At 55.8% G+C, this 11,762-nt stretch carries 12 protein-coding genes; 10 read left to right on the forward strand and 2 right to left on the reverse strand.

The annotated features are described in order from the left end of the window. Window positions 1-169: 169 nt before the first annotated feature. The 7 genes from tkt to KUC_RS05490 all read left to right on the forward strand — a co-directional run bounded on the left by tkt (window position 170) and on the right by KUC_RS05490 (window position 7,277). Window positions 170-2,161 (forward strand): transketolase, encoded by a 1,992-nt coding sequence (gene tkt, locus KUC_RS05460; protein ID WP_007112132.1) that lies wholly within the window; start codon window positions 170-172, stop codon window positions 2,159-2,161. Between the two features lie 3 nt (window positions 2,162-2,164). Next, window positions 2,165-2,518: a CidA/LrgA family protein gene (locus KUC_RS05465; protein WP_007112133.1), complete on the forward strand. Its 354-nt coding sequence runs from the start codon at window positions 2,165-2,167 to the stop codon at window positions 2,516-2,518. Further along, complete coding sequence (locus tag KUC_RS05470; RefSeq protein ID WP_007112134.1) at window positions 2,508-3,233, forward strand: LrgB family protein; 726 nt, start codon at window positions 2,508-2,510, stop codon at window positions 3,231-3,233. Before KUC_RS05465 ends, KUC_RS05470 begins: the two co-directional genes overlap by 11 nt. Window positions 3,234-3,337: 104 nt before the next feature. After that, window positions 3,338-4,375 (forward strand): type I glyceraldehyde-3-phosphate dehydrogenase, encoded by a 1,038-nt coding sequence (locus KUC_RS05475; protein WP_007112135.1) that lies wholly within the window; start codon window positions 3,338-3,340, stop codon window positions 4,373-4,375. Window positions 4,376-4,448: 73 nt separating this feature from the next. Continuing rightward, a complete protein-coding gene (locus tag KUC_RS05480; RefSeq protein WP_007112136.1) occupies window positions 4,449-5,630 on the forward strand; it encodes a phosphoglycerate kinase in 1,182 nt (393 codons plus the stop codon). 81 nt (window positions 5,631-5,711) lie between these two features. Further along, window positions 5,712-6,776 (forward strand): class II fructose-bisphosphate aldolase, encoded by a 1,065-nt coding sequence (gene fba / locus KUC_RS05485; protein WP_007112137.1) that lies wholly within the window; start codon window positions 5,712-5,714, stop codon window positions 6,774-6,776. 150 nt (window positions 6,777-6,926) lie between these two features. Continuing rightward, window positions 6,927-7,277, forward strand: coding sequence for a hypothetical protein (locus KUC_RS05490; RefSeq protein WP_040479602.1), 351 nt, complete (start codon window positions 6,927-6,929; stop codon window positions 7,275-7,277). 16 nt (window positions 7,278-7,293) lie between these two features. Here the strand turns inward: KUC_RS05490 and KUC_RS05495 are convergent, their stop codons facing one another. Next, complete coding sequence (locus KUC_RS05495; protein ID WP_040479605.1) at window positions 7,294-7,704, reverse strand: hypothetical protein; 411 nt, start codon at window positions 7,702-7,704, stop codon at window positions 7,294-7,296. 283 nt (window positions 7,705-7,987) lie between these two features. Between KUC_RS05495 and KUC_RS05500 the strand changes: the two genes are divergently transcribed. The 3 genes from KUC_RS05500 (at window position 7,988) to KUC_RS05510 (ending at window position 10,046) form a co-directional block, all read left to right on the forward strand. After that, complete coding sequence (locus KUC_RS05500; protein ID WP_040479608.1) at window positions 7,988-8,689, forward strand: HAD family hydrolase; 702 nt, start codon at window positions 7,988-7,990, stop codon at window positions 8,687-8,689. Further along, window positions 8,689-9,063, forward strand: a complete 375-nt coding sequence (locus KUC_RS05505) for a translation initiation factor Sui1 (protein ID WP_007112141.1) — start codon at window positions 8,689-8,691, stop codon at window positions 9,061-9,063. The genes KUC_RS05500 and KUC_RS05505 overlap by 1 nt, the downstream gene beginning before the upstream one ends. 74 nt (window positions 9,064-9,137) lie before the next feature. After that, the gene (locus KUC_RS05510; RefSeq protein ID WP_007112142.1) at window positions 9,138-10,046 is read left to right on the forward strand and encodes a nuclease-related domain-containing protein; all 909 of its coding nucleotides are present in this window, start codon (window positions 9,138-9,140) and stop codon (window positions 10,044-10,046) included. An 11-nt stretch (window positions 10,047-10,057) separates the two neighbouring features. Here the strand turns inward: KUC_RS05510 and KUC_RS05515 are convergent, their stop codons facing one another. Then, window positions 10,058-11,389, reverse strand: a complete 1,332-nt coding sequence (locus tag KUC_RS05515) for a deoxyguanosinetriphosphate triphosphohydrolase (protein WP_040479611.1) — start codon at window positions 11,387-11,389, stop codon at window positions 10,058-10,060. Window positions 11,390-11,762: the final 373 nt, after the last annotated feature.

Below are 11,762 nucleotides of genomic sequence, written 5' to 3' on the forward strand. Positions count from 1 at the left end.
TTAGCGAAGTGATGACGTTCACCACCACTTCGGGAGGCAGAGTCTACACGCTGTCGGCGATGCTTCCCAGAACGTGATCCCCAGAATTTGTCGCTACATTTGCCGCAACATGGGAAGTCAGCGACAATAGCGCCTTTATAATTTCTGTTTTCAGGCGAGGAGCACCCCCATGCCGTCCCGTTTTGAGCTAGCCAATGCCATTCGCGCCCTTTCCATGGATGCCGTTCAGAAGGCCAAGTCAGGCCACCCTGGCGCCCCCATGGGTATGGCTGATATCGCCGAGGTGCTATGGAATGACTACCTCAAGCACAACCCCGAAGACCCCAAGTGGGCCGATCGTGACCGCTTTGTGCTCTCCAATGGCCACGGCTCCATGCTGCTTTACTCGCTGCTACACCTCAGTGGCTACGAGCTGAGCCTGGAACAGCTGCAGAATTTCCGCCAGTTGCACTCGCCCACCGCGGGCCACCCGGAATTTGGCTACGCACCGGGCATTGAGACCACCACCGGCCCGCTCGGTCAGGGCTTTGCCAACGCAGTGGGCTTTGCCATCGCTGAAAAAACTCTGGCGGCGCAGTTCAACCGCCCCGGTCACACCATCGTGGATCACCATACTTGGTGCTTCCTGGGTGACGGCTGCTTAATGGAAGGCATTTCCCACGAAGCCGCCTCGCTGGCCGGTACCCAGCAGTTGGGTAAGTTGATTGCCCTGTATGACGATAACGGCATCTCTATCGATGGCGAAGTGGAAGGCTGGTTTACCGACGATACCGCCAAGCGTTTCGAGGCTTACGGCTGGCACGTGGTGCCCAACGTGGATGGCCATAAACCCGACGAAGTAAAAGCCGCCATCGAACTGGCCAAAAGCCATAACGACAAGCCTAGCCTGATTATCTGCAAAACCATCATCGGTTTCGGCGCGCCTAATAAACAGGGCAAGGAAGACGCTCACGGCGCACCGCTCGGCGATGAAGAAGTGGCCCTGGCGCGTACCCAGCTCGACTGGCCCCACGCCCCGTTCCACATTCCTGAACCTATCTACTCTGCCTGGGATGCTCGCGACGCTGGCAAAGCGGCTCAGCAAGCGTGGGACGCGCGTTTCGCCCGCTATGCTGAAGCCTTCCCCACGGAAGCACGGGAATTCACCCGCCGGATGAAGCGCCAGCTGCCGACGGAACTGCCTACCGAAGCCTTGATTGAGCAGGCCCAAGAGCGCGGCGAGACCATTGCGTCACGCAAAGCTTCCTTTGAAGTGTTGAACGCCATCGGGCCGAAAATGCCAGAACTGCTGGGCGGCAGTGCGGATCTGGCGCCGTCTAACCTGACCTTCTGGAAAGGTGCCAAAGCGATTACCCCAGAAGATGCCAGCGGCAACTATCTGCACTACGGGGTACGTGAGTTCGGCATGGGTGCGGTCATGAACGGCATCGCTCTGCACGGCGGTTTGGTCCCTTACGGCGCGACCTTCCTGATCTTTATGGAGTACATGCGTAACTCGATTCGCATGGCGTCATTGATGGGCCAACAGGTGATCTACGTGTTTACCCACGACTCCATCGGTCTGGGGGAAGATGGCCCGACCCACCAGCCGATTGAGCAGTTGACCAGCCTGCGCACCACGCCGAACCTAAACACTTGGCGCCCCTGCGATGCGGTGGAAACGGCAGCGGCGTGGGATGCAGCCCTCAAACGTCGCTCTGGCCCCACGGCGCTGGTGCTGTCTCGCCAGAACCTGCCCCATCAGCAGCGCACCAAGGCGCAGCTATCCGCAATCCAAAACGGTGCGTACGTTCTTAAGGACAGTGAAGGCACACCCGAGCTGATTCTGATTGCCACCGGTTCAGAAGTCGCCTTGGCGATGGACGCCGCCGCCGAGCTGGAACAGCAGGGCAAAGCGGTGCGTGTCGTGTCTATGCCCTCGGCCTACCGCTTTAACGGCCAGGATGCGGAGTACCGCGAAAGCGTACTGCCCAAAGCGGTCACCAAGCGTATCGCTATCGAAGCTGCTCATGCCGACTACTGGTACAAGTATGTGGGTCTGGAAGGCCGTGTAATCGGCATGACGACTTACGGCGAATCTGCGCCAGCGGGCGATCTGTTTAAGCACTTCGGTTTTACTGTCGAGAATGTAGTCAAGCAAGCCAACGAACTACTCGGCTAAGCCATGCCAGCACTGGGTGGCTTTCTATGGTTGATTAGCTACTGGCTTATTGGTGAAGTGGTGATCCACTTCACCGGCCTGCCGATCTCGTCAGGCGTGATCGGCATGCTGCTGCTCTGCGCGACTCTCGCCGTGCGTGGCCGTGTCCCTACTAGCATTGCCGCTGCCGCCCAGCCACTGATTGCGCTACTCGCCATGCTGATTATGCCCGGCGTTGTTGGGGTATTTTTCATTATCGGCGAGCTGGCCGGGCAGTGGACGGCTATCCTTATCGCCTTAGTGCTTGGCACGTTACTCAGCGTGTTGACCACGCTTTGGCTGCTCAAGCGACTAATCGGGCAGCCGCATGTCCGCTGATATACCGCTGCTTACCCTATTAACCACCACCCCGCTGTTTGCGGTGGGGTTAACGCTGGCGGCTTATTTGCTCGGTAGCGGTCTGTTCCAGCGTTTAAAGCGCCCTTCTTGGCTGCCCGCTATTTTGATAGCGGCGCTACTGCTGGCGGGGGCGTTAGCGCTGATAGGGCTGCCTTACGCTACCTATCAGCAGGGGGCCACATGGTTAACGGTGCTGCTGGGGCCCGCCACAGTGGCGCTAGGGATGCCGCTTTATCAACAGTTGCCGCGTATCGTTGAGCTATGGCGGCCTTTGGCGATATGTTTACCCATCGCCGCTACGCTGGCCGCTTGCTACTCGCTGGCCATTGCTTGGTTACTGGGCAGTACGGATACCATACTCGCTTCCATTGCCGCCAAATCGGTGACCGCACCTATCGCCATTGGCATTACCGAGCAGTTGGGCGGCACCACCGCATTGCTGTTGGGCGCACTGCTGGTGACCGGGGTGATAACGATTCCCTGTGTAAGCCTTGCGTCGCGTTGGCTGCATATTGAGGATGACCGCTTGATCGGTTTTGCCCTAGGGCTTAACGGTCATGCCATTGGTACGGTAAGAGCGTTTGAGATCAGCCCTACCGCTGGGGCTTTTGCATCACTGGGCATGAGCCTCACAGGGATTTTCACCGCGGTGCTGCTGCCACTCGCCTGGCGATTGATAGGTATGGGCGGCTGATAGACACGGGCAGTTGATAAGAATCGTCCGCTGAAATACGTTATCATCGCAACGAGTTCTAGCTTATTTCGACAACTTTTTACTTTTAAGAGCCACCCTTCTGCATGGCTAATTATGCTCCCAGGTATCGCATCGCCATTAACGGTTACGGACGCATTGGCCAATGCGTGCTGCGGGCGCTCGTGGAGCGGCGACACCCCGAACTGGAAGTGGTCGCCATTAATGAACTCTCTGATCTTGCGACCATTACTTACCTAACCCGTTACGACACCACCCATGGCCGCTTTCCCGGTGACGTCGATAACGACGGTCAGTATCTCATCGTCAACGGCCAGCCCATCCGGGTACTCTGCGAACAAGATCCACAAAAGCTGCCCTGGAAGGCGCTTGATGTGGATCTGGTACTAGAGTGCTCCGGGAGCTTTAAAGATCGTGCCACCGCCGAGCTGCACTTAGCAGCAGGTGCTAAGCGGCTGTTGTTTTCCCAGCCAGCGGAAAATGATGTCGATGCCACCATTGTGTGGGGCATTAATGAAGGCGAGCTGGCGCTTTCCCAGCGCGTTCTGTCTGCCGCTTCGTGCACCACCAACTGCCTTGTGCCGCTATTGACCGTTCTGGATGAGGCCCTGGGCCTTGAGCACGGTGTCACCACGACGATTCACTCGGCGATGAACGACCAGCCGGTGATCGATGCCTACCACCAGACCGACCTGCGTCTTACCCGCTCGGCAATGCACTCTATTGTGCCAGTGGACACCGGCTTGGCGCTCGGCATTAGCCGCTTGATGCCCAATCTTGCGGGCCGCTTTGAGTGCCTGCACATACGCGTCCCCACGATCAATGTCTCTGCCATGGACGTGGCGCTCACCGTCAGCCGCGACACCCACCGCGACGATGTAAATACGCTGCTGCTGGCAGCCAGTCAGCAGCGCTTAAAAGGCGTACTTGGCTATACTGAAGCACCCATGGCGTCGGTTGATTTTAATCACGACCCTCGCTCAGGCATCCTGGACGCTACCCAAACCCGGGTAGCGGGCAAACGCCTTATCAAGCTGCTGTGCTGGTTCGACAACGAGTGGGGGTTCGCTAACCGTATGCTCGATATTAGCCAGCGACTGGCCAGACTTTCGGCAGAGACGTAACCTGTTGGCATTAGTTGTTTACATTAGCTGTTTATATTTAGCTCCACGGCTTAAACACGAGGAAACCGCTTCCATGAACGTGAAAAAGATGACTGACCTTCCCCTGGAAGGACAACGCGTGCTGATCCGTGAAGATCTGAATGTGCCCATCAAACATGGCCGCGTCTCCAGCGATGCCCGCCTGCGGGCCGCGCTGCCGACGATTCAGGCAGCCGCGAAGGCTGGGGCCAAAGTGATGCTGATGAGCCATTTGGGACGTCCCACCGAAGGCGAACCCACCGAGGAGTTTTCCCTGGCGCCGGTGGCTGAACATTTGAGTGAGCTGTTAGGCCGCCCGGTGCCGCTGGTCAAAGCCTATCTCGGTGAAACAGTCGGCGAAACCCTCGATATTGCCAACGGCGATGTCGTACTGCTAGAGAACGTTCGCTTTAATAGCGGCGAGAAAAAAGATGACGAACAGCTGGCGAAACAGTACGCCGCGCTGTGCGATATTTTTGTGATGGATGCCTTTGGCACCGCCCACCGCGCCCAAGCCTCCACCCATGGCGTGGCACGTTTTGCCCCTAGCGCCTGTGCAGGGCCTTTACTTGCCCAAGAGCTTGATGCCCTTGAGAAAGCGCTGGCACATCCGGCCCGGCCCATGGCCGCCATCGTCGGCGGCTCAAAGGTCTCTACCAAGCTGGATGTACTCACCGCGCTGGCGGAGAAATGCGATCAACTGATTGTCGGCGGCGGTATCGCCAACACCTTTATTGCCGCCGCAGGCTACAATGTCGGCAAATCACTCCATGAGGCCGATTTGGTGGGCCAGGCGAAAGCGTTGATGGAGAAGGTCTCAATTCCACTGCCTACCGATGTGGTCGTCGCCACCGAGTTTTCTGAATCGGCCAAAGCGGTGGTCAAGCCCGTCGATCAGGTAGCTGACAACGAGATGATTTTGGATATCGGCCCAGATACCGCCGCCCATTTGGCAAGTATGCTCAAAGACGCGGGCACTATCCTGTGGAACGGCCCCGTCGGTGTGTTTGAAATCGATCAGTTTGGTAAAGGCACCCAGGTGATCGCCCAGGCCATCGCCGATAGCGCGGGCTTTTCTATTGCCGGTGGCGGCGATACCCTAGCGGCCATTGATAAATACGCCATTGCGGATCGCGTTTCGTACATTTCCACCGGCGGCGGCGCCTTTCTTGAGTATGTCGAAGGCAAGCAATTGCCTGCCGTGGCAGCACTCGAAGCAGCTGCCAAACGCAGCTAAACATAAAGCCACTTGAACCTGGGCGCTCATGGTGCTCGTTCAGATAACCCAATTGACAACGCAAACAGGTAAGATAATTTTATGGCTCTGATCAGCATGCGCCAAATGCTCGACCACGCCGCCGAATACGGTTACGGCATTCCGGCGTTCAACGTCAATAACCTTGAGCAAATGCGCGCCATCATGGAAGCCGCGGATGCCACTGATTCACCGGTGATCGTGCAAGCTTCTGCTGGCGCGCGTAAGTATGCGGGTGCGCCTTTCCTGCGCCATCTGATTTTGGCGGCCGTCGAAGAGTTTCCGCATATCCCTGTGGTTATGCACCAGGATCACGGCACCAGCCCTGCGGTCTGCCAGCGCTCTATCCAGCTCGGTTTCTCATCGGTCATGATGGATGGCTCGCTGGGTGAAGATGGCAAAACCCCCACCGACTATGATTACAACGTCAACGTTACTCGTCGCGCGGTGGAAATGGCCCACGCCTGTGGCGTCTCCGTCGAAGGTGAGCTGGGCTGCCTGGGCAGCCTGGAAACCGGTATGGCCGGTGAAGAAGACGGCATCGGCGCAGAAGGCAAGCTGGATATGGAGCAACTGCTTACCGATCCGGAAGAAGCCGCAGCGTTTGTTAAAGCCACCCACGTAGACGCACTGGCGATTGCCATTGGTACCAGCCACGGCGCTTACAAATTTACTAAGCCACCTACCGGTGACACGCTGTCTATTCAGCGTATTAAAGAGATCCACGCGCGAATTCCGGATACTCACCTGGTCATGCACGGCTCCTCTTCTGTTCCCCAGGAGTGGCTGGAAGTGATTAACCAGTATGGCGGCGAGATTCCTGAAACTTATGGCGTGCCCGTCGAAGAGATCGTTGAAGGTATCAAGCACGGCGTGCGCAAGGTCAATATCGATACCGACCTGCGCTTGGCATCTACCGGTGCAGTGCGTCGCTTCCTGGCTGAGAACCCGTCTGAATTCGACCCGCGTAAGTTCTTGAAAGAGACTGTTACCGCGATGCGCGACCTATGTATCGCTCGCTACGAAGCCTTTGGCACGGCTGGTAATGCCAGTAAGATTAAGCCAATCAGTCTGGAAGAGATGTTCTTGCGCTATGAGCGTGGCGAACTAGCTCCCAAGGTAAAATAAGCGTGTAATTGACATCCTTTCGAAAAAGACGACCTGCCTGGTCGTCTTTTTTTTGGCTAATAAAATAGATGTTGCATTGCAGCATTAATACCCTAACACTGATGATGAGGCCACGACGTTTCGTGTTCCAGCAAGGAGGCCACAACGCTTATGAAATCGACGACTCCCCTGTCCCTAATCCCCACTACCCCGGTAGCGATGTTCGATATTTGGAAAGTCGGCATCATGGCCTTTGAGCTATGGTCAACATCTTTGTCGACGATCACTATGCGAAATCATTTATGGCAAACACAGCCATTTTTCAGTCCTAAAATGATGCAAGAAAATCAACGTATGGTCACCGAAAAACTCGAGGCCAGCATGGAAGCTGGCCTCGTCATGCAAAAAGCGCTGCTTAACTCAATGAGCGGGAAACAAGCCCCTTGGTGGGTTACCAGCCAGCGCACAATGAAGCCTTACCATCAGCGTAGTAGCGCTAACTCGCGTCGACTCGCTAAGTAGGGCTTAGGCACTGACGTTACTCATTATCGTCGGTGCCATCCTCGTCATCTTCGCTATTCTCTTCTTCGCTGCTAAGAATAGCATCTTCCGGGCTGCCAGTGCCGCCTGTGCCAGCCTCTGGGTTGCGCTCTTCACTCTTGCCAGGCTCTAGCTCTACGTCAGCCTCGCCTGCGCTGGTGGCTACTTCTTCGTTTTCCTCTTCACGGGCGCGTGCCTGCTCCTCAGCGCCATCGGAATCACTAGATGACGCGTCTTCGTCGCGTTTGACCGACCCCGCTTTAATACCGTACTCCGCTTCAAGTGTTGCATCATCCAGAGGCTGGTGCTGCTCGCCTTCTGACTCATGGCTGTCAGCAAACACATAGCCAGTCGTCGTTAGCAAAGCAGCGCTGAGTGCAAAGGGTAGCATCCAAGGGGTTAGTCGCATTGGGCGTTCTCCATGTTGTGGTTATGACAGGATAGTGTATCCCTACTATCTCTTCAGCGCAGCTTGGCCATTTCCAACGCTAGCGCTACAGCGTGTTCAGAAGCTAGATGACATACAACAGCCACCAAAATGAACGTAACCATTTAAGCTGGCTCAAGAGTTTCGTGCAGGCAAGCAATAAATAACAAAACAGTGTTCACAAATGGCGTAAAATCCCGTTCAATAGCAGTATGAATGGCTTCAACTAACACTGGCAGCGCTTAAGCCGCTGCAAGGAACCGCAATGCCGCTCCCACTTTTGCTGTTTGACTGTGATGGCACACTCGTCGATAGCGAGCCACTACTGGCCGAAGAGATGGCCGCCGGGCTTAATTCAGTAGGCCTGCCTTTCGCTGCTACTGATTATCTTGGCGAGTTTCGTGGAGCACGCTTTCGGCGCATCGTTGCTGAACTGCAACAACGCTATGGTGACGTAGACCCTGACCAGCTTGACCGCATGGAAGCTTCCATGAGGGCCAATCTAGCCACTCGGCTTGCTCACGAGTTGACCACCATACCAGGCGCCCACGAAGCTCTGGATGTTTTGGCGGGTTATCCCAGTGCCGTAGTGTCTAACGGGCCTGAAAGCAAAATTTGCACGGCTTTAGAGACTACCGGGTTTAGCGACTATTTTGGCAAACGCTTTTTCAGTGGCTATACCGCCCATTGCTGGAAGCCCGAACCCTGTTTACATTTACACGCAGCGAGTATCATGGGCTATTCAGCGCGTGACTGCATTGCGATAGACGATGCCTTGGTGGGTGTGCGCGCGGCGCTTCAAGCGGGAATGACGGTGATCCACTTAAACCGTTTCCCTGATGCTGAAACAACGCCTGAAAACGCTATCATGATCAGCAGTATGTATCAGTTACCCGCCGTGGTGGAGCGACTCACGCGTGAGTATTGGCAAACCCCTGTGCCTCAACACTCAATTGGAGGAGGATAATGGCCTCTTTACGTGACCAGCTCGGTGGGCTGGTTTACTCCACCGAACATGGCAAAACCTGCCCTACCTGCCGGGAACCACTCGATGTCTGTTACTGCGATGATTTGAGTGAGCAGCAACGTTTAGCGGCACTTGATGGCGTGGTACGCATTCGCCGCGAAACGAGTGGCCGGAAAGGCAAAGGCGTTACTACTGTTAGTGGCATTCCCCTGCCTAGCGAAGAGCTTAAAACCTTGGCAAAAACGCTTAAAAAGCGCTGCGGAACGGGTGGAGCAGTTAAAGAGGGTATTATTGAAATTCAAGGCGACCACCGCGATACCCTACGTCAAGAGTTAAGCGCCCTCGGCTATCAGGTTAAACTCGCTGGAGGTTAGGTTAGCCTCTACACCACTATAACTTACCATCGCGACTTACCATCGGGTAAGTCGCTATAGAGCAAGGCACTGCAATGGCTTGGCTGGAATACGTGCTACCCCTGATCTTTTTATTCCCCATGGCGGCAATGGCCAGTATTGTCCTTGCGCTGCGCAGCCTGCACGATGCTCGCGTTCACTCCCCATTCAACGCACCCCTTCATGAACCGGGCCAAGCGCTGCGGCACCGCCTTGACAAGGCTTTTTCCAGCCTATTTTTAAACGGCGCGTTAGGGCCCATTATAAGCCTCGCTCCGCTTGTTTACGGGATGGGGCGCATGCTCTTTGTCGAGCGACAAGACTGGGTCGAATGGGCACTGTATGGCCTGCTCAGCACCTTACTTGTGCTGACCTTTTCATTACTGCTGGTACGCGACTATCAGCGTATCCGTCGCTTAAAATTAGGCTTAGCCTGCGAACTGGCCGTTGGTCAAGAGCTGGAACGCTTAGTCCGCCCTGATGCGCACCCTTACTATGTGTTTCATGATGTGCCCACCGATAGCTTCACGATCGATCACGTCGTCGTAACGCCCCATGGCGTATTTGTGGTCGAGACACGAGCAAGAACACTCGCTATCGGTACCGATGGCAATGAACTCAACACAGTAGCCGTTGAACGCGAGCGGTTGCGCTTTCCGCACTGGCAAGAGCGTCGACCGTTGCACAAAACACGCCAAGGGGTTAGCTGGCTGACTCACTGGCTTGAGCGCCGCTGCGGCGTACCCGTGCCAGTACGAGGCGTATTGGTGCTACCGGGTTGGAAAATAGATAACAGCGAAGCCGCCCCGGATATTTTGGTGGTAAGCGGCGATACCCTTGCAAAGCAGTTAACTGAGCTAACGCCAGGCCCACTCAACGATGCCATTCATGACAAGGTCATTAACGTTCTGCTTGAGCGCGCTAAGCTGATGGAGCTGAAGCACCTGAGCCAACCTTCAGTCTAAGTGAATTTCGCTCAATCGCCGCGCAGTCGGCCACCCATCTCCTGGGCCAGATCTACCGCATAGTGGTCGGTCATCCCACCGATAAAGTCCAGCATTCGCCGGTAGCTATCGTAAAGCGACCATGAAGGCAGTGGCGTATTTTCGCCAATCAGAGCCAGTACACGCTGGTGTTTAAACGATGAGTGCCCTGTATGGTGAAGCTCATGTGCAGCGCCAATAAAAGCTTCCAGCAGAATACCCAGCGTCGTATATGCGCCAATCTCCAGTTTTGCTTTACGCTCATTCTGGAAAATACGCTCTCGAGCTAATTGCTTCGCCGCTTGAACGCCCCACCCCAAGTCGGGGTGACACAGCTCCAATAAGTCATCACTGAGCGTGCCACTCAGCAGGGCCTGCTCATGCTGCACAAACACCTTGCCTACATCATTGACCGCACGTTCCATAGCGGCACCCCGCAGCAGGGCAATACGGCGACGCTGGGACACGTTACGGGCTTGCATATCGGCATACTCGGGCGGGAACTCCCCGGCAATTTGGCGTAGTATTTCGACAACCTCTTCATAGCGCAGGATGCCCATCTCCAAACCATCCTCCAGATCCAGCAGGGCATAGCAGATATCATCTGCTGCCTCGACTAGCCACGCCAAGGGATGACGGCACCAGCGCTGCTCGCCTTGGGGCAACAGCCCAACCGCTTGAGCCACCTCTTTGAGGAGTGCCTGCTCTGACTGATATGCTCCAAACTTGCCCGCCCGCCCGCTGTAACGAACCGTCCAAGGGTATTTAAGCAGCGCACCCAGTGTGGCCGCTGATAGCCGCATACCGCCATTAAACTGGTTATATTCGATCTGGGTAATCACTCGAAATCCTTGAGCGTTACCTTCGTAGGTCAACAGATCCTCGCGCTCAGCATCTGAAAGACCTTCTAACAGGCCGCTGCTCTGAGCACGCTGAAACCAATCGCGAATAGCATACTCACCGGCGTGACCAAAAGGGGGATTACCAATGTCATGTCCCAGGCACGCTGTCTGAACAATGACCCCAAGATCGGCGGGGGTAATCCATTTAGGCAAACGATCATGCAGCAGCTCACCCACAATCATGCCCAAGGAGCGACCTACACAGCCAACTTCTAGCGAGTGAGTTAGGCGAGTATGGATATGATCATTTTCGGTCAGCGGATGCACCTGGGTCTTGCGCCCAAGGCGCCTAAACGAACCTGAGAAAACGATTCGGTCGTGATCTTTATGAAACGGGCTACGACCGATTTCACGCGTGCTTGTTGAGCGTTGATCGTGAAGACGACGTGGGGAAAGTAACTGTTCCCAGCGCATCTGAGTCATGGGCATTCCTCCTGGAGGAGTGCATTCTGACATAAAACGCCAGAAAACCGCACGTTAGTGTGAGGTAACAGACTTCTGACCATGCAGGCTTCTCGCTGCGCAGCAATCTGGGGGTTGCTTTGGGTGTCATTGCGAGCGCAGCGCGGCAATCTCGGGGTGAACAGCCACCGCGGGCATGAGATTGCTTCGTCGCAAGCTCCTCGCCATGACATGCGCGGGCCACAGCCAGGACTCTCCACATGTCATCGCGAGCGAAGCGTGGCGATCTCGGGGGTGTCATTGCGAGCGCAGCGCGGCAATCTAAGGGGTTGCTTTGGGTGTCATTGCGAGCGCAGCGGGGCAATCTCGGGGTGAACAGCCGCCGCGGGCTTGA

It is taken from the genome of Vreelandella boliviensis LC1 (genome assembly GCF_000236035.1).
In the GTDB taxonomy this organism is placed as follows: Bacteria; Pseudomonadota; Gammaproteobacteria; order Pseudomonadales; family Halomonadaceae; genus Vreelandella; species Vreelandella boliviensis.

Bases quoted from the DNA above. Each gene is read 5' to 3' on its own strand.
- KUC_RS05475 (WP_007112135.1), top strand. From the start codon at position 3,338: ATGGCTAATTATGCTCCCAGGTATCGCATCGCCATTAACGGTTACGGA.
- KUC_RS05490 (WP_040479602.1), top strand. From the start codon at position 6,927: ATGAAATCGACGACTCCCCTGTCCCTAATCCCCACTACCCCGGTAGCG.
- KUC_RS05470 (WP_007112134.1), top strand. From the start codon at position 2,508: ATGTCCGCTGATATACCGCTGCTTACCCTATTAACCACCACCCCGCTG.
- KUC_RS05515 (WP_040479611.1), bottom strand. From the start codon at position 11,389: ATGACTCAGATGCGCTGGGAACAGTTACTTTCCCCACGTCGTCTTCAC.
- KUC_RS05505 (WP_007112141.1), top strand. From the start codon at position 8,689: ATGGCCTCTTTACGTGACCAGCTCGGTGGGCTGGTTTACTCCACCGAA.
- KUC_RS05510 (WP_007112142.1), top strand. From the start codon at position 9,138: ATGGCTTGGCTGGAATACGTGCTACCCCTGATCTTTTTATTCCCCATG.
- KUC_RS05495 (WP_040479605.1), bottom strand. From the start codon at position 7,704: ATGCGACTAACCCCTTGGATGCTACCCTTTGCACTCAGCGCTGCTTTG.
- tkt (WP_007112132.1), top strand. From the start codon at position 170: ATGCCGTCCCGTTTTGAGCTAGCCAATGCCATTCGCGCCCTTTCCATG.
- KUC_RS05465 (WP_007112133.1), top strand. From the start codon at position 2,165: ATGCCAGCACTGGGTGGCTTTCTATGGTTGATTAGCTACTGGCTTATT.
- KUC_RS05500 (WP_040479608.1), top strand. From the start codon at position 7,988: ATGCCGCTCCCACTTTTGCTGTTTGACTGTGATGGCACACTCGTCGAT.
- fba (WP_007112137.1), top strand. From the start codon at position 5,712: ATGGCTCTGATCAGCATGCGCCAAATGCTCGACCACGCCGCCGAATAC.
- KUC_RS05480 (WP_007112136.1), top strand. From the start codon at position 4,449: ATGAACGTGAAAAAGATGACTGACCTTCCCCTGGAAGGACAACGCGTG.